This is a genomic window from Vibrio sp. SG41-7, from assembly GCF_014164465.1.
Classification (GTDB): Bacteria; Pseudomonadota; Gammaproteobacteria; order Enterobacterales; family Vibrionaceae; genus Vibrio; species Vibrio splendidus.
In genome coordinates this window covers 19,295-35,207 of the sequence record NZ_JACJFF010000055.1, presented here as the reverse complement: position 1 = coordinate 35,207, position 15,913 = coordinate 19,295, and the positions used below count along the sequence as shown (strand labels likewise).

Here is a 15,913-nt window from a genome sequence, read left to right as displayed (position 1 = left end):
TCTGCTTCTGCTTCTGCTTCTGCTTCTGCTGCGACAGGTTGCTGCTCTTGTTCAGTCTCTTCAAGCGCTTGCTCAGATTCAACTGACTTAGATTCAGTTGGCTTAGCAGCTTCAGGCGCGACCTGTTCAGCCTCAACTTGTGATTCAACTTCAGTTTGATCTTCAACGTTTTCTACGTTCGCTTCATTCTGAGTTTTTGGGCTTTGTTCTTCGTCACCAAAACCAAGCCACGATAATAATCCGCGCTTCTTTTTTTCCGTCATCAGAGGAGTTTCCTAGATCTACTAATTAGCTGTATTGACTTAATACACGTCGACTCTTTGCTATTGTTATACAATACAAGCTTGTACAAACGAATAGTAAAGAAAAATGACAAAGCAGTGATAAGTTTGCTTTTAGCTTGATACACTTTGTCATTGCAAATTTATTTAATACTCGAACCCACTTAAATTGGGCTCGGTATAGTATCACTTTATTAGCGGTCAAAAAATCTATGGTAAGACGTCGCCAGCAAAACACATCACAAAAAAAGCCATCCGGAGGCTTTGTTCGAATTATTAGTGGCTCATGGAGAGGTAGAAAGCTGCCTGTTCATGATTTAGAAGGATTACGCCCAACCATTGACCGAGTAAAAGAGACACTCTTTAACTGGGTGGCTCAAGATATCCCACATTCAACTTGCTTGGATGTATTTGCCGGTTCTGGCGGTCTAGGTTTTGAAGCAGCTTCTCGCCAAGCAAAAATGGTGACACTGCTCGAAATGAATCAAAAGGCAGCCAAACAGCTTTCTGATAACGCGAAAGAGCTTAAGGCAGACAACATCAATGTCGTGAATACTGATGCTATCTCTTTCCTTAAGAAGCCAGGCACTCCTTACGATATGGTTTTCCTTGATCCACCATTTCGTAAAGGCTTACTTGCAGAAACTGTACAACTGCTTGAGAGCAATGGCTGGTTGGCAGACAACGCCATCATTTACGTCGAGACAGAAAAAGAGCTGCAGCTTGAGGCTATGCCAGAGAACTGGGAATTGCATCGCGATAAGACCACTGGCCAGTCTAGCTACCGACTGTTTAATCGAACCACTGAAGAATAGGAGTTATTAAATGAAGTTCTTACTTCCACTAGCAAAAGTAGCCATCGCCTTTGTTTGGTTTATCTTAATCGTAAATATTTTCTACCCATTCCCGGGTAATGCTGCGATTGCGCTTTATATCATGACAGCGTTCTTGTTCTTCATGCACGGCCTGCAGATGCTGATTTTTATCGGTGCATTCGGCGATAAGATCGAAATGTCACGTTGGGAGAAGTGGTCAATATTGATTTTCGGAGTCTTTGCCCTCCTCGATATCCGACGCAAGCACATGATGTAATCAAGCTTAAGCTCAGATATAAAACGCTTAGCTACAGAAAACATCATGACAGAAACATTAAATACAAGAACGCCGCTCATTTGAGCGGCGTTTTTTTTATTCAGCAATGATACTGATGTTAGCCCATGTAGCCTTTTACACCATCTAGGAACATTTGCGTCGACAACATAACCAGCAACAAGCCCATCAAGCGTTCGATGGCTTTAAGGCCTCGCTCACCCAGCACTCGCAGGAAGAAACCATTAAACATCAGAATAAAGAAGGTCGCGCCCCAAGCCAGCATCACCGCACCTGACAGCTCTAACATGTTGTCAGGGTGCTGTGTCGACAACAGAATCAATGCAGCAATCACCGACGGTCCTGCAATCATAGGGATCGCCATTGGCACGATAAACGGTTCTTCACCCGCCGCTAGGCCGGTAATACTGCCCGCACTTGGGAAAATCATCTTAATCGCGATGATGAACAGAATAATACCACCAGAGATACTCAGGGTTTCAGGCTGTACGTGCAGGAAGTTCATAATGCTTTGGCCAGCAAACAAGAACAACAGCAGGATAATCAGTGCAAACATCAGTTCACGAACAAGAACAATACGGCGACGCTTCGGATCAATATGCTTAAGGATAGAGAGCACGATTGGTAGATTGCCAAGCGGGTCCATAATAAGAAACAGCATGGTTGCTGCAGATAAAATTTCCATAAGTTTGTCTCGAAAAGCGTAAGTGCGCGGAGTATAGCAGCCTCAACATTGATTTTCGAACGCAGTAATAAAAGGATTAACTTATGTAATTAGAAGGGAATTTTTCGAGAGCAAATAGAAAGGAGAAAAGTAAAAAGATAATTTAAGAGTGAAGCCAAAACGTCGCATCCACTCTTCTTATCTATAAAAGCCAAAAGGCTCAAAAAACCAGTTGTTACTCGAGATTAGTGGTTACACACACGTTCGCGATTGGTGCAAAGTTTGTCATCAATAACCACGACCTTTTCCATCTTCAGGAAAAATTTCAGCAAGCCATCCAAATCCAGACCATTTAGCTTACACGTATGGAAGCGAGCTTCTGCGCCGTAAGTTTGAGCGAGCTCTTGCGTCAACTCTTCACGAGTCAGGGGCTTTTCACTCAGTAGGTTTAAAACGTTGTGTGCATGAATTTCGGTAGTCATAACTCTATCTCATGTTTAATGAAGTAGACGTAGAGTACCTACTTTCATCTTAGCTGCCTTGATGTAGCTCAGAGTTAAGCGAGCTCTACCCTAAATGGTAAGGGAAGCAACAATGAGAGCGTGCGCGAGAAAGTAACTGCCCGTCACCCAAAAGTAGGCACCCTTAATTGGGCTACGATAGAAATTTAGCGCATACGCCAGGGCCGAAAGTAGTAACACGCTACAGCCAGCAAAACCAACCGCATGTGACAATTGAGGATCAAGCAACCAGAGCTCACCAGAAGCCCATGCAAGCTGAATAAGCACGATACCCATGATAACCACAGGAAAGACGAGTTTGTCTAAGCGAGGCAGAAGTAAGAAGAAAGCAACGACACAAGCCGCTAATAGAAGCGCGAACAACCACCAGACCATTTCTCCTGATAGCTGTAACCAAAATGCTTTGCTGTAACAGAGCTGAGCCAATAAGAAGCACACAAAATGCAGAGGACGTTTTTGAGTAACCGTATGAAGGACATCTGCGATTGCAGAGATCGCCAACCCAGCGACTATCCAATAGGTAAAGTCAGCAACGACAGATTGAGTTAAAGCAATGGTCGCCAATAATACAAAGGTAAATACCTTATACGACAAGGCCTGACCGATATGTCCATGTTTCGTTCCTGCTATTGCTCCGATACCAGATAAGGAAACCGCCAACCAACTCCACATACCATTTGCCCCATTGCTTTAAATCGTCGCCAGTCTAGGCACACGAGTGTTGATGTAAAGCCTCAGCCCCTCAAAATTGGATCTTGATTACGCTTCCACTAAAAAGAGCCTCTTTAGATTGAAGTCGTAACAATTACTATGATGACTATGGCTATTCTTTTAAAACTAGAGCGATTCATCGACAAACTTATTTAAATTGGCATTAGAGCGTCCAGACTTGAATTTTAGTCACTTCTAACCTATAGACTCCTTATAAAACCCCCATATATCATCAAATACCACACTTGAAAATTTAAAAAACACTGCACTTAAGATCAATTATAACAATAACTTAAACAAACAAATCCAGAGTTAACAGGGGAATGAAAACACCACATCACTCTAGACTTACAAAGTAAGTGGCTTGCTTTCTTAAAACCCAACTTTGTCAGGTTTTTTCAAGTCCTCTGTAAAAATTCCTACAAAAATCAATCCGAAAAATTTAAAACAGAACAAAATCAAAGCCAGAAACCACCAACCCCTATTAATACAGTTTAACAACCTTTAACAATATAAATTACACAAAATGACCATTAAAAAACAACAACTTAAATCAAAAATGGATAAACATGAAGCACAACGTATAAAATAAGAACACACCAAAAGACACAGTTAAACACACCCAAACAAGCCAAAAACCAATAGTTTTCTACTACTTTTAAAGCTTTCGAAAGTAATTCTTGATCTAAACCTATAAGTAGTGCTATTCTTTAAAACATAGCGAGAGACAACCAAATTTAGGAGTAGTGTTATGATTTCATCTTCGCAAAGACAAGGACTTGTAATGATCGCGGTAGTTGTAGGTCTAATGACACTACCGATGATGTACTAAGCAAGTTACAAATAAAAAAAGGGACGCCATGAGCGTCCCTTTTTTGTTCAATTTTTTCACTTCGAAAACAGATGCAGTGTTAGCACATCCCAGTTCGCATAATAGAAACCCGCGGCTGCTAAAGTCATTGCCATCATCAGTAAGATCGCAACTCGCCAGATAAAACGACCACTACGTGGAGTCAGCTCCTTCTCACAGTCGTTACACATCATGATGAACTTATGTTGGTCTTCCAACTTAGCCTCATGTTCATTGACTACCTTATTACGACACGTTGCGATATAACGCAGCTTGCTCACCATATCGTGCGGTAGCCTTTCTTCACAGCTTGTTACAAGCTCATGCAATCCTTCGCCTTCGGCATGATATTGAAGCCTCAATAACTTCTCTATATTGCGAGTTCTTGTCACCACTTTTTCAATATCGGTCATCTTGGCCCTCCCACTCCACACTATAATTCTAGTCGAGCATTCCCTTATTTTTATACAAATTTACTGATATTTACGTGAGAAAGAGACAATAAATAACAATGCTTTATCCCAAACAAGCCACTAAATGTGATGTCTGCCGAAAAATAATCAGCTTGGCTTACAACAGTTCACGAATAACAGCTTTAAACACATATCCCTATTGCTTGAAAGACTAGAATAACCATCACGACTACATGGAGGTTATATGCCTAATTCACTCTTTTTTGCCATCTTTGCACTTGCTGGTCTAGCGGCTTGGGTATTTATTGGTTTCTATCGAAAACACTCGCAAGGTGAAAATGCGCCAGAAAAGAAAGTGAATGTCACGGTGTTAGACAAACAATCCATCGACCTTCCTGACGCAGAACCTGGGCAAGAAGATCAAGAGTACTGGATTTACGTTCAACGTGGTGTCGTTGGTCCAAAACGAGAATTCCAAGTCGGCATCCACTACTTCCACGCCCTTAACCCTGGCGACAAAGGAACCTTAACCTACCAAGGCGATAAGTTCTTACACTTTGCGTTGAAGCGCTAACCCTAGCTGCCTCAACTGTCTCTTCTAAGCAACCCATCAAAAAGCCTTAGCACTCACCGCTAAGGCAATAACCAACTCGTTTTCTCTGACTTAGAAACCAACCAGCTCATCCATAACGCACCAGCTCCGCTGATCACGATCCATAATGGAATAACCCAAGCAGGGTGCCCTTGGTACCAACCGAACTCTTTCATTGGCCACAAGAAAATCGGGTGCAGCAGATAAATACCTAAACTGTGTTTACTGATAAAACCAACCACTTGATTGCTCTTCTCAGACAAGCCTTCACCATAGTAACGGCACACCATGAACACCATGCTCGCCGCTAATACGGTATTCAACGTCTTGTAAGATAACCAACGCCCTACCGTGTACTCTTCTGCTACCAAGCTTGCATCAACCACCATGTAAACCGTGGTCAGTAACGCTAACCCACCAAGTAACACACTCACGCCGACAGTCATCTTATTAAGTGGAACAATCTTATACAGCAAGTAACCCAATGGTAAGTACCCGGTGTACAACCACAACTCATGACTCCAAGGGCCATCGATTTTCAATAAGAACAGTAATGTTGTGAACAACCATACCGCCGTAAAGGCATAGACCGATCTATCACCGTACTTTCTGACCATGATCTGTAAAAAAGGAATCACAAAGTAGAGTGGGATAAAGTAATAAAAGAAGCCAAGGTGATAGTAGGTATAGTGATGATAGCTATTGAGTAGCACATCCCAACTAACGTCAGCATCAAAGCCCATCGCAGACCAACCCGATAGGTAGGTATAGAACAGCGACCAGACAATGAAAGGGATCAGCACCTTACCCAGACGACGCTTGAGGTAGTACTTGGCGTCAAACGGGCGCTGATCACTCAACATCAGAGCACCAGTAATCAATATGAACACCGGCACCGCCCAACGACTAAAACCGTTCACCGTAATGGCGGTCAGCCACTCACCGAAAGGAATGGTGCCTAATTCATTCCGATAAGGCGCCAAAACATGAATCGCGATAACTGCTATGGCCGCGACACATCGTGCTAAATCAAAAAAGAGAATTCGCTGCTTCATGTAAATGCCTGATTAATATTCAATCATTCTACTATAGCAATAAAAAAGCTGACCGGAATAAATACCAAGTCAGCTTAGTGTTAAAGGAGAGGCTTATCGCGAATTTAGCTCGTCCGGCTTAAGCTTATTCGACTTTCACTCTTACAAGTGAGGCTCATGCGGTTGAAGCTTATGCCGCTGAGATTTGCGGCACTTTGGGTAAACGCAGAGAGATCACCGTCGTTATCGCTAAGAACGCAAAAGATACCCACAGACACGCAGACAAACCCGCCATTTGGAATACCAACCCTGACAAGATAGTACCAATCAAACGGCCCATCGCGTTTGCCATGTAGTAGAAACCGACATCAAGAGAAACACCATCGCCTTTCGCATAACTCACAATCAAATATGAGTGAAGTGATGAGTTCACCGCAAAGATGGCACCAAACACCATCAAGCCACCGATAATAACGAACTCGGGTTGCCAGCCAATTTGCACCGCATAGGCAATACCGGCGGTCACGATAGCCAACGCACCTGCCCATAACAACGCGGCATGGCCATCTGGCACCTTGCCTTGTGCTTTACCTGTAATCTTAGGCGCAATGCCCTGCACAAAGCCGTATGCGATGGTCCAAGCCGCTAAGAAGCCACCCACCCATGAGTGATCCCATCCAAACACGCTGCCGAGGTAAATCGGCAAAGCAATCACAAACCACACATCACGAGCACCAAACAGGAACATACGCGCAGCAGATAGGATGTTGATGGATTCAGACTTAGAGAAGATCTGTTTGAATTTAGGTTTGGTTTTAGCTTTACCCATGTCCGCTTCTAAGCTCACCAAGCTGCCGATGAATACTAATGTCAGTACAGCAGCCATCGCAAGCACTGCATATTGGAAACCAATTGTTGAAAGCAGCAAACCACCAATAAAGAACCCTGCGCCTTTAAGCGCATTCTTAGAGCCGGTCAGAATCGCTATCCACTTATAAAGCGCACCCTGCTGTTCATCAGGTACCAGAGTCTTAATCGAGCTCTTGGCACTCATCTTATTGAGGTCTTTAGCAATACCAGACAAAGCCTGCGCCGCCATTACCCAAGGAATGGTCAACATGGCTGATGGCACCGCGAGCATCCCCAAGGCGACGACTTGCATCCCTAACCCGATGTTCATGGTCTTGTTGAGGCCAAGACGCGCCCCTAACCAGCCACCGATTAGGTTGGTCACCACACCAAAGAATTCATAGAAAAGGAACAATGAGGCGATTTCTAGTGAACTGTAGCCAAGGTCGTAAAAATACAGAACCACCAGCATACGAAGTGCACCATCAGTAATGGTGAAGTTCCAGTAGTTGAAAGTCACCAACATATATTGGCGAACGCTCTTACTTAGATTTGAAAACATAACGCTATCTCTGCAATCTAAACAAAAAGAGCTTTTAGAACATAGGTGTCCAAAAGCTCTAATTCTTACTTTCCACTTAACTTATACTCAAAATAATTGGAGTTGCAGCTAGGCAACAAGCAAGTTCAGCCCTATGAGCATAGGTGTTCTATGTGATTAGGGCGGCCGGCGATCCGGTGAACTTGCGCAGTTAACAACGCTGCAGGTTCAAGTATGAAGAGCTACGCAGAAACTACGCCGTTGATATATTCAACCTGAATGGGCTTAGTGAATGCGCCCGGACGCAGTGCCTGCACCTCTTGAACAATCTTGCTCATGTCCCAGTTCTTTTCTAGCAATAGGTGTGCAGCTAGTAAGCCCGTGCGGCCAGAACCGCCCATGCAATGCATCGCAACCTTGCCGCCGTTATCAACGATGTTATGTAGCTCAGGGCTAGCCGCTTGCCATTTCACAGCAAAATCAGCGCCTGGCGCGCAGTCGTCTTCAATCTCTATCTGGAACCATTGCATGCCTAGTGCACGTGTTTTTTCGCCAAGAGCCGCCACGTCTTTACTTGCAAGCTCATGGTCATCAAGTGCTGTCACGATAGCTTCAACGCCTTGCTCTTTTAGCTGAGCCAGTGATGCATCAAGCGTTGCTTCTTTTGTGCCTGGGCACGGAGTAAGCACTAACGCACCTTGCTCTAGGTCTAGTTGCCATGTTGGATGTGTCATTATGTATTCTCCAAATTCTACTATTTCTTAAGTACGCAGGCTTAAGCTAAACCAACGGTACGAACTAACTCAGCGGTACGTGTCGCGTAGCCCATCTCGTTGTCATACCAAGCGTAGATCTTAACCATGCGCTTACCGACCAACATCGTTGATAGTGCATCCACAATTGTTGAGCGTTGGTCACCTTTGTAATCGATAGAAACTAGGGGACGCTCTTCAAAGCCAAGAATGCCTTTCAGTTCATTCTCAGACGCTTCTTTCAGCATCGCGTTGACTTCTTCAGCAGTGGTGTCTTGCTTCACTTCGAAGATGATGTCGGTCAGAGAGGCGTTAGCTAGTGGTACACGAACCGCGTGGCCATTAATACGATTTTCAAGCTCCGGGAAAATCTCAACAATCGCTTTAGCGCTGCCTGTCGTTGTCGGGATAAGACTCATACCACATGCACGAGCACGACGTAGGTCTTTGTGCGGCGCATCTAATATAGTTTGTGTATTGGTGAGATCGTGAATAGTGGTGAAAGCTGCGTTTTCGATACCCAACTTCTCGTTAATCACCTTCACAACAGGCGCAAGACAGTTAGTCGTACAAGATGCCGCAGTCACAATCTTATGTACCGCTGGATCGAAGATAGCGTCATTCACACCAACTACGATGTTTGCAATGCCTTCTTCCTTTACTGGTGCCGATACCACAACACGCTTCACACCTTGCTCAAGGTATTTGTTTAGGAAAGATGTCTTACGGTGAACACCCGTCGCTTCAAGGACAACATCGCAACCAGACCAATCGATCGCATCAATGTCACGCTCTTTTGTGGTTTTGATACGTTGACCGTTGATGATCATCTCGTCGCCTTCAACAGCCACTTCGTGATTCCAACGACCTTGAACCGAATCAAATTCTAGAAGGTGAGCCAGTGTTGTTGTGTCACCAGCAACATCGTTAATTTGAACAAACTCAATTTCCGCCCAATCGAATGCTGCGCGAAGTGCTAGACGGCCGATACGACCAAAACCATTAATACCTACTTTAACTGTCATTGTGTGTTCTCTCAGTTAGTGGTGAAACTTAAATTAAGAATTAAACGCAACATTGAGGGCGTGAAGTCATGGCTTCTAGGCGCTCAATATCCTGTTGGTATTCAGTTTTCAAACAGTTCGATGCGATAAGGTCATCAATTAACTTTAGCATCCAACCCGGTAAATCTTGTGACAGACGGTAGAACACCCACTGCCCTTGGCGAACGTCAGTTAAAATTCCATTTGAACGCAACTGCGCAAGATGGCGGGAAATCTTTGGCTGACTTTCTTGTAATGCCTGAGTCAACTCACCAACAGATAGGCACTCTTGGCGCACAATCAACATTAAGCAACGCACTCGCGTTTCATCAGACAGTAATTTAAAAAATTGGTGAGGAAGCATAACTACATACTCATATATGGATATGCATATATATTAGTTATAAAAAAACGCACGTCAAGGCGTGCGTTTTCATTGTCATAAAAGTTTAACGAAGAATATCAGAGTTTGTTGGTAACAATATGGCTCCAGCGTCGAGCTTCAGTGAGTTCTGTTTTCACTTGTTCCACGTTCAACCCTAGATCAGCACAGTGATCATCAATCTTTTGCCAATCAGCATGTTCGAAACTTTCTTCAAGCGCTAATAATGCGCCATATGGACCTTCTCTGCGCAGCAAGGCGACCTTAATACTTGTGCATAACGGTAATTGTTCAATTAAGTTCTCTAACGACAGATCGAGCAACGCATCAAGTAATGAGAACAAACCAATCATAAAGGCTTGTTCAGTATGCCCTTTAAATACTTGGTAACGAGACATCCGTTGGCAAAACTGCGCACGCTGCAAAGACAGGCCATACAGCTCTTTGGGCTTTTTATCAGAGACATAAGACGCTACTGCTAGCGAGACAAACATTTTCAATTTCTCTTGCCCTAAATAAACCAAGGCCTGACGAAATGAAGAGATGGTGACCTCAAGGCGGGGTGACATAGTATTCACAAAGCGCAGAAGCTTATAGGATAAGGCAATATCTTTCGCGACGATGCTTTCAACACGTTGGAAGTCGACATCCGGCTTACAGACCTCTTGGAATAGCTCCATCGCTATCACTTGCTCTGGGCTAATATACTTAGTCTTTATGATTTCTGGCTTACTAAAGAAATAGCCTTGGAAAAACTTAAACCCTGCTTCTTTCGCTTGTTGGAACTCTTGTTCCGTTTCAACCCGCTCAGCAAGAAAACTATACTTCTTCCCTTGATGAGCTCTTACCAAATCACACGCTTCATTCAAGCCCATTTGCATGATATCGAGCTTAACAATATGCGTGTATTTAAGGAATCGTTCCCATTCTGGCGTAGAGGTAAAATCATCTAGGGCAATCATGTACCCCGCTTGATAGAGCTCTTTGACCGCTTCTAACAGCTCATCCGTCGGTTGGCAGGTTTCAAGAATCTCGACCACCACCTTGTCTTTCGGCAAGCCTAAAGGAAGTCGACGAATCAAGCTTTGATGAGGGAAATTAATAAAACAGCGCGAAGATGGAATCGAAGGGTTATGCCCAACCGATAAGAAGTTCTCAACAATCAGACGATACGTTGCTCGATTAGACTCAATATGCGCTGGGTAGGCATTCCTTTCTCCGTCGCGAAACAACAGCTCATAACCAAGCGTGTTCTTGTTACGGTTTAAGATAGGTTGTCGAGCAACGTAGGTAGCGGTCATTTATCTATAACTCTATTGATTTATCTATAACTGTATTGCTTTACTAAGCTTTAGCGGCAGCAAGCAAGGCACCGCAACCCATGAACATACCACCAAATATTTTATTTATCTTACTCATTATACGATCAGAACGAATAAAACGTCCCATTTGTGAAGCTAATGAGGTGTAACCCAACATAACAACACTATCAATGAATACGGTTGTAACTCCTAGCACTAATAACTGCGGTGCTTGCGGTTGTGTAGGATCGATAAATTGAGGAAACAAAGCCACCAAAAACACGATAGATTTTGGGTTAGTTAGATTGATAAGCACGGCATTTCTAAGCAGCTTACCACTCGATAGCGTTGAGCTTTCTTCTGAAGCCACCAAGCTAGAATTATCACGCCATTTTTGAATACCCAACCAAACAAGGTAAACCACGCCTACCCATTTGATGATGGTGAACGCCAACGCAGATTGAGCCACCAGTGCACCAATACCGGCACCCACCAGCATGATGTGGAATGCAAGACCGAGCTGTAAGCCGGCGATCGACGCAAGTGACTTCTTGGTGCCATAACTTAGCCCATTGCTGATTGAGTTAACGGTACCAGAGCCCGGAGCCAAACTAAACAATATCGCCGTGACGACATAAGCAAGCCAAACATGAGTATCCATTTGCATTTCCTTACTAGTTCTTTAATCTAACAACATTAGTAGCGATAAAGCTCTCACATGCATCAGTTCAGGTAATTTCCCATGGAAAACCACAGTGCCGCCCCATTTTCGTACACGCAAGAACCTGAGTTCGAGCAAGCGATTAAACACCCGATCCCTGCCCTTTGGCAACAACGTAAAGATGGGTATGTCACATCATCAGGTAAAAAGAAGCTGTACTGGTGTAGCCTAACCTCACCAACGCACACCAAAGCCATTGTGATTTCAAATGGCCGCATTGAGTGTTGCTTGAAATACCAAGAACTCTTTTATGATTTTTATCAGCAAGGCTATGACGTTTATTCATTTGACCACCAAGGTCAAGGCCAGTCGGAACGCATGGTAACAGACTCTGACATTGGTCACATTCATGAGTTTGATGATTACGCCTCAGATATGTCTGACGTCATTGCCAGTTTTGACCTAAGCCGATACTCCAATCGCTACCTACTGGCACACTCAATGGGCAGCACCATAGCCACTCGCTATCTACAAACTCATCCCGATCACCCGTTTGACAAAGTTACTCTGTGCGCTCCGATGTTTGGGATTAAGACTGAATGGTACTTCAAGCCCATCGCGATGGTTGTTGGACAAGTACTCACCGCTTTCTATGCTAAGCCGACTTATGCCCCGGGGCAGCAAGCGTACTACTCTAAGCCCTTCGAAAATAACTTACTCAGCCACAGCAAGGTACGCTATCACTGGTTCCGTTGCTTGTATGACGGCTCCCCTTCTTTGCAGGTTGGCGGACCAAGCACTCGCTGGGTATGGCAAGGGTTAATGGCAGCCAAGCAGGCGATACAACAAACTCGTCAAATCAAGATCCCACTGCTATTGATTCAAGCTGGAGAGGAGAAGATTGTCAGCAACAGCGCTCAAGTGAAGTTCATCAATAAACTGAAGAAAACCAACTCAGCCTGCCAGTTTAAGGCCATTGAAGGGTCTAAGCATGAGGTGTTGTTTGAGAAAGACGAATATCGCAATCAAACACTGAATGCTATCAATCAGTTTTTTGCCTAGAGCTAATAAGCTGAGTAACCGACCAAGAACATAAGCGCTAAAGAGGAAGAGAAGTAAGTGAGCTTTGCCCTCTTTTCTTGCATGAAATTGGCATACAATTTCTACCTAGAGATATTGTAGTTAAAACGATTCTAGCGTTGGCTAGCGTCGATATTGGTTAAGCATTTTTGCAATGAGGGTTAAATGAGTATTCCTGCACTAAAAGATTCCGTGAAAATTGTTGCTTCTGATTTAGATGGTACGCTTTTGGCTCCCAACCATCAGCTAAGCGACTTTACCAAGCTAACACTTAAGAAATTACACGACCAAGGTTATACCTTTATCTTCGCTACGGGTCGTCACCACGTCGATGTGGCGGGTATTCGTCAGATCGCAGGTATTCCGGCGTACATGATCACTTCAAACGGTGCACGCGTGCATGACCAGAACGATCAACTGATGTATAGCCAGAACGTGCCTCAGGAACTCGTTCAACCTGTTATCGATATTGTTCGCCAAGATCCAAACCTCTTTATTCACATGTACCAGAATGAAGATTGGCTACTGGACCGTGAAGACGAAATGCTGGCAAAATTCCACAGTGAGTCTGGCTTTAGCTACAAGCGCTTTGAAGCAGAAAATGCACCAAGCGAAGGTATTGCGAAAGTCTTTTTCACTCACCCAGAACACAACCACGAATATCTGGTCACGTTTGAACAAAAGCTAAGAGATGCTTTTGGCGACAAGCTGAACATCGCCTTTTCAACGCCTTGGTGTTTAGAAGTGATGGCCGCTGAAGTTTCTAAAGGCCACGCCCTAGACGCTGTTGCGAAATCACTGAACCTGACACTGGATAACTGTGTTGCCTTTGGTGACGGAATGAACGATGCCGAGATGCTGGCTATGGCAGGCAAAGGCTTAGTGATGGGTACATCGCATGAGAAAGTATTTAAAGCTTTGCCAGACAATGAAGTGATTGGCAGCAGCGCAGACGACGCCGTTGCTCATTACCTAGAAAAGCACCTGCTCTAATCTCGTCGAAAAGATCTGAATAAATAAAAAGGCAGCCAATGGCTGCCTTTTTTGAACCTTACGTAAAAAGCTCTCTCTAACGCTAACGAGAACCTAGCACTTCTTTGCTTAAGATCGCCTGCCACTCTTGCTCTGTAACTGGCATGATGGATAAGCGATTGCCCCGTTTAACCAACGGCATTTCTGCTAGCTCAGGCATCGCTTTAAGCGTTGCCAAAGGAATTAAGCGCTCAGTCACTCGCACAAACTCGACATCCACCATTATCCAACGCGGGTTGTCTGGCGAAGACTTGGCATCGTAGTAATCACTTTCTGGATCGAATTGAAAATGGTCTGGGTAGGCTTCTCTGGTTACTTTAGCGATCCCCGCTACGCCAACTTTCTTACATGATGAATGGTATATCATCACCAGGTCTCCAAGCTTAACGTCATCGCGCATCATGTTTCGAGCCTGATAGTTGCGTACACCCTCCCAACAAGAGTTTTTTTGTACTCTCAGAGTCTGAATAGAGAAGGTGTCGGGTTCTGTTTTAAATAACCAATATGCCATAATAAATCCAATTAACGGTTGCTCCGAGGAAGATATAACATGAAGGTAATAAAAAACCCAGTGACATGGCTAGTCGCATTCGCTCTACAAGGCTGTGTCACAGCGCCAGATGCCCCCCAAAAGCCAGAACTACCACCAGCAACCTTGGATGAGCCACTGAGCATTCAACCGCAAACCTTCATCATGCGTGGTCAGGTTGTGGTTGGCCACGAAAGCCGAACCTTCACTCCTTGCGGTAGCCAACAACAATACTGGTTAGATTTAACGCCAGAACTCGCATTAGAAGCACAAGGGCTCTCAACGAGACCTTACCAAGCCTTATACGGCGAGCTGATTGGTCATCTAACCGTACCGAGCCAAACAGGTTATAACGCAGATTTCACGGCACGTTTCGTGGTTGATCAAGTGAATATCCTCACCGCAGAAAACCCTGATCGTTGTGACCAACCCCTGCGTTCAACACGTGTATTCGGCAATGAACCCTTCTGGTCAGCAAGCTTCGATAAAGACCAGATCAAATACACTAAGATGGGCGAACAGCCACAGATCCTCGATATTGAATCAAGCCGCACCACACCAAGCAATCGTGATTACCAATTAGAAGGTAAAGCAGCGCAAGGCAAACTCAACCTTACAAAAGAGAGTTGCAGCGACGGCATGAGCGATTCTATCTATGGATGGCATGCCAAGCTTAACCTCAATAACAGTAACTATAATGGCTGTGCAACGGTCTCTAACCAAGATCCAACATTGGACTGGAGCGGACTCTACTTCGCTAGCTCAACGCAGAACACTGGATTCTCTATCAACCTTGAGCTCAACGATGACCACAGCGCCATTACGACATACTCGTACAGCAATGGAGACCCTTCTATTGTTGAACAAGGCTTCTGGCAGCAACTGAACCAAAATCAGGTACAAGTGGTTATGACTCGCCACCAGCAACAGTATTTAATCTCCGAGCGCATCTTCACGCTCGATAGCGGCAAGCTGGTCGCTGAAAAAGAGAAAGTGGGCAACGTTGTCTACCCGATTGCCAATGGCGGTCTGGTGCTATTCGAAGCTAAGAATACACAAACGCAAGTCAACACCACCGCTAACGTTGATCTAACCGCAAAGCAGGTGAACTCCAGCGATCAACTTGATCAAAAAGTCGACCAAGCGATCCGCGAATACTTTAAGATCAATAACACCTCACCAGACAATACTAAGTACCGCTGGTTAACCTACGACTTAAATGGCGATGGTAAAGAAGAACTGTTTGCCCAGCTCGATTGGTGTGGCTCTGGTGGCTGTACACTGCTTATTTTTGAAAATCATCAAGATAACTGGCGCTTCAATAGCCGAGTGACACTGGTTAAGGGCGATATACGCTTAGGTAAATCGCAAAACCACGGCTGGCAAGATCTGATCTTCAATGTCAGCGGCGGCGGTGCAACACCAGCGAAGCACACATTGTCATATTCAGGTGTGAGCTACCCACTCAACCCAAGTGTCGCTCCAGTTGCAGATGATGCTGATATCAGCGACGTGGTTTTGTTTGCTGATGGTGTATCACCTGCACAAAGTGGAGTTAAGCTGTAAA

Annotated in this window: 18 protein-coding genes and 1 pseudogene; 6 read left to right on the top strand and 13 right to left on the bottom strand. The window is 44.6% G+C overall.

Translation table 11 applies throughout. The annotated features are described in order from the left end of the window. A pseudogene (locus tag H5300_RS15230) lies at nucleotides 1-263 on the bottom strand (signal recognition particle-docking protein FtsY); the annotation flags it as partial. Between the two features lie 230 nt (nucleotides 264-493). Here H5300_RS15230 and rsmD point away from each other — a divergent pair. Both rsmD and H5300_RS15220 read left to right on the top strand, forming a co-directional pair. Continuing rightward, complete coding sequence (gene rsmD, locus H5300_RS15225) at nucleotides 494-1,096, top strand: 16S rRNA (guanine(966)-N(2))-methyltransferase RsmD (protein ID WP_004736589.1); 603 nt, start codon at nucleotides 494-496, stop codon at nucleotides 1,094-1,096. A 10-nt stretch (nucleotides 1,097-1,106) separates the two neighbouring features. Then, nucleotides 1,107-1,373 (top strand): DUF1145 domain-containing protein, encoded by a 267-nt coding sequence (locus H5300_RS15220; protein WP_004736590.1) that lies wholly within the window; start codon nucleotides 1,107-1,109, stop codon nucleotides 1,371-1,373. Nucleotides 1,374-1,491: 118 nt separating this feature from the next. On the opposite strand, the gene H5300_RS15215 is transcribed toward H5300_RS15220, so the two are convergent. The 4 genes from H5300_RS15215 to H5300_RS15200 form a co-directional block, all read right to left on the bottom strand. After that, the gene (locus H5300_RS15215) at nucleotides 1,492-2,076 is read right to left on the bottom strand and encodes a YhgN family NAAT transporter (RefSeq protein WP_009848232.1); all 585 of its coding nucleotides are present in this window, start codon (nucleotides 2,074-2,076) and stop codon (nucleotides 1,492-1,494) included. Between the two features lie 224 nt (nucleotides 2,077-2,300). After that, nucleotides 2,301-2,537, bottom strand: a complete 237-nt coding sequence (locus tag H5300_RS15210; RefSeq protein ID WP_017061034.1) for a YecH family metal-binding protein — start codon at nucleotides 2,535-2,537, stop codon at nucleotides 2,301-2,303. 90 nt (nucleotides 2,538-2,627) lie between these two features. Continuing rightward, nucleotides 2,628-3,248, bottom strand: coding sequence for a lysoplasmalogenase (locus tag H5300_RS15205; protein WP_004736594.1), 621 nt, complete (start codon nucleotides 3,246-3,248; stop codon nucleotides 2,628-2,630). Nucleotides 3,249-4,175: 927 nt separating this feature from the next. Continuing rightward, nucleotides 4,176-4,550, bottom strand: a complete 375-nt coding sequence (locus H5300_RS15200) for a hypothetical protein (protein WP_004736595.1) — start codon at nucleotides 4,548-4,550, stop codon at nucleotides 4,176-4,178. 244 nt (nucleotides 4,551-4,794) lie between these two features. On the opposite strand from H5300_RS15200, the gene H5300_RS15195 reads away from it, so the two are divergent. Next, nucleotides 4,795-5,124, top strand: coding sequence for a DUF2500 domain-containing protein (locus H5300_RS15195; protein WP_004736596.1), 330 nt, complete (start codon nucleotides 4,795-4,797; stop codon nucleotides 5,122-5,124). A 59-nt stretch (nucleotides 5,125-5,183) separates the two neighbouring features. Here the strand turns inward: H5300_RS15195 and H5300_RS15190 are convergent, their stop codons facing one another. The 7 genes from H5300_RS15190 to rhtB form a co-directional block, all read right to left on the bottom strand. Next, the gene (locus tag H5300_RS15190) at nucleotides 5,184-6,197 is read right to left on the bottom strand and encodes an acyltransferase (protein WP_017083184.1); all 1,014 of its coding nucleotides are present in this window, start codon (nucleotides 6,195-6,197) and stop codon (nucleotides 5,184-5,186) included. Nucleotides 6,198-6,366: 169 nt separating this feature from the next. Continuing rightward, the gene (arsJ, locus tag H5300_RS15185) at nucleotides 6,367-7,587 is read right to left on the bottom strand and encodes an organoarsenical effux MFS transporter ArsJ (RefSeq protein WP_017083183.1); all 1,221 of its coding nucleotides are present in this window, start codon (nucleotides 7,585-7,587) and stop codon (nucleotides 6,367-6,369) included. 221 nt (nucleotides 7,588-7,808) lie between these two features. After that, on the bottom strand, nucleotides 7,809-8,300 hold the full coding sequence (locus tag H5300_RS15180; RefSeq protein WP_182796335.1) for a cyclin-dependent kinase inhibitor 3 family protein: 492 nt from the start codon (nucleotides 8,298-8,300) through the stop codon (nucleotides 7,809-7,811). A gap of 41 nt (nucleotides 8,301-8,341) precedes the next feature. Then, nucleotides 8,342-9,343 (bottom strand): ArsJ-associated glyceraldehyde-3-phosphate dehydrogenase, encoded by a 1,002-nt coding sequence (locus H5300_RS15175; protein ID WP_182796334.1) that lies wholly within the window; start codon nucleotides 9,341-9,343, stop codon nucleotides 8,342-8,344. Between the two features lie 40 nt (nucleotides 9,344-9,383). Then, complete coding sequence (locus H5300_RS15170; RefSeq protein ID WP_009848223.1) at nucleotides 9,384-9,725, bottom strand: metalloregulator ArsR/SmtB family transcription factor; 342 nt, start codon at nucleotides 9,723-9,725, stop codon at nucleotides 9,384-9,386. Nucleotides 9,726-9,823: 98 nt separating this feature from the next. Beyond that, entirely contained in the window at nucleotides 9,824-11,044 is a 1,221-nt protein-coding gene (locus H5300_RS15165) for an EAL and HDOD domain-containing protein (RefSeq protein ID WP_182796333.1), read from the bottom strand. 43 nt (nucleotides 11,045-11,087) lie between these two features. Then, nucleotides 11,088-11,705 carry a homoserine/homoserine lactone efflux protein gene (gene rhtB, locus H5300_RS15160; protein WP_004736604.1) on the bottom strand — a complete coding sequence of 206 codons (618 nt, stop codon included), beginning with the start codon at nucleotides 11,703-11,705 and terminating at the stop codon, nucleotides 11,088-11,090. 81 nt (nucleotides 11,706-11,786) lie between these two features. Here rhtB and H5300_RS15155 point away from each other — a divergent pair, with 81 nt between their 5' ends. Beyond that, entirely contained in the window at nucleotides 11,787-12,767 is a 981-nt protein-coding gene (locus H5300_RS15155; RefSeq protein WP_017083178.1) for an alpha/beta fold hydrolase, read from the top strand. Between the two features lie 183 nt (nucleotides 12,768-12,950). Continuing rightward, nucleotides 12,951-13,778, top strand: coding sequence for a Cof-type HAD-IIB family hydrolase (locus H5300_RS15150; protein WP_182796332.1), 828 nt, complete (start codon nucleotides 12,951-12,953; stop codon nucleotides 13,776-13,778). An 82-nt stretch (nucleotides 13,779-13,860) separates the two neighbouring features. Here the strand turns inward: H5300_RS15150 and H5300_RS15145 are convergent, their stop codons facing one another. Beyond that, nucleotides 13,861-14,328 carry an EVE domain-containing protein gene (locus tag H5300_RS15145; RefSeq protein WP_017083177.1) on the bottom strand — a complete coding sequence of 156 codons (468 nt, stop codon included), beginning with the start codon at nucleotides 14,326-14,328 and terminating at the stop codon, nucleotides 13,861-13,863. A gap of 39 nt (nucleotides 14,329-14,367) precedes the next feature. On the opposite strand from H5300_RS15145, the gene H5300_RS15140 reads away from it, so the two are divergent. Further along, on the top strand, nucleotides 14,368-15,912 hold the full coding sequence (locus tag H5300_RS15140) for a COG3650 family protein (protein ID WP_182796331.1): 1,545 nt from the start codon (nucleotides 14,368-14,370) through the stop codon (nucleotides 15,910-15,912). Nucleotide 15,913: the final 1 nt, after the last annotated feature.

What these genes read in the sequence shown, in the direction of transcription:
- rsmD (WP_004736589.1), top strand. Translation starts at nt 494, where the DNA reads ATGGTAAGACGTCGCCAGCAAAACACATCACAAAAAAAGCCATCCGGA.
- H5300_RS15220 (WP_004736590.1), top strand. Translation starts at nt 1,107, where the DNA reads ATGAAGTTCTTACTTCCACTAGCAAAAGTAGCCATCGCCTTTGTTTGG.
- H5300_RS15215 (WP_009848232.1), bottom strand. Translation starts at nt 2,076, where the DNA reads ATGGAAATTTTATCTGCAGCAACCATGCTGTTTCTTATTATGGACCCG.
- H5300_RS15210 (WP_017061034.1), bottom strand. Translation starts at nt 2,537, where the DNA reads ATGACTACCGAAATTCATGCACACAACGTTTTAAACCTACTGAGTGAA.
- H5300_RS15205 (WP_004736594.1), bottom strand. Translation starts at nt 3,248, where the DNA reads ATGTGGAGTTGGTTGGCGGTTTCCTTATCTGGTATCGGAGCAATAGCA.
- H5300_RS15200 (WP_004736595.1), bottom strand. Translation starts at nt 4,550, where the DNA reads ATGACCGATATTGAAAAAGTGGTGACAAGAACTCGCAATATAGAGAAG.
- H5300_RS15195 (WP_004736596.1), top strand. Translation starts at nt 4,795, where the DNA reads ATGCCTAATTCACTCTTTTTTGCCATCTTTGCACTTGCTGGTCTAGCG.
- H5300_RS15190 (WP_017083184.1), bottom strand. Translation starts at nt 6,197, where the DNA reads ATGAAGCAGCGAATTCTCTTTTTTGATTTAGCACGATGTGTCGCGGCC.
- arsJ (WP_017083183.1), bottom strand. Translation starts at nt 7,587, where the DNA reads ATGTTTTCAAATCTAAGTAAGAGCGTTCGCCAATATATGTTGGTGACT.
- H5300_RS15180 (WP_182796335.1), bottom strand. Translation starts at nt 8,300, where the DNA reads ATGACACATCCAACATGGCAACTAGACCTAGAGCAAGGTGCGTTAGTG.
- H5300_RS15175 (WP_182796334.1), bottom strand. Translation starts at nt 9,343, where the DNA reads ATGACAGTTAAAGTAGGTATTAATGGTTTTGGTCGTATCGGCCGTCTA.
- H5300_RS15170 (WP_009848223.1), bottom strand. Translation starts at nt 9,725, where the DNA reads ATGCTTCCTCACCAATTTTTTAAATTACTGTCTGATGAAACGCGAGTG.
- H5300_RS15165 (WP_182796333.1), bottom strand. Translation starts at nt 11,044, where the DNA reads ATGACCGCTACCTACGTTGCTCGACAACCTATCTTAAACCGTAACAAG.
- rhtB (WP_004736604.1), bottom strand. Translation starts at nt 11,705, where the DNA reads ATGGATACTCATGTTTGGCTTGCTTATGTCGTCACGGCGATATTGTTT.
- H5300_RS15155 (WP_017083178.1), top strand. Translation starts at nt 11,787, where the DNA reads ATGGAAAACCACAGTGCCGCCCCATTTTCGTACACGCAAGAACCTGAG.
- H5300_RS15150 (WP_182796332.1), top strand. Translation starts at nt 12,951, where the DNA reads ATGAGTATTCCTGCACTAAAAGATTCCGTGAAAATTGTTGCTTCTGAT.
- H5300_RS15145 (WP_017083177.1), bottom strand. Translation starts at nt 14,328, where the DNA reads ATGGCATATTGGTTATTTAAAACAGAACCCGACACCTTCTCTATTCAG.
- H5300_RS15140 (WP_182796331.1), top strand. Translation starts at nt 14,368, where the DNA reads ATGAAGGTAATAAAAAACCCAGTGACATGGCTAGTCGCATTCGCTCTA.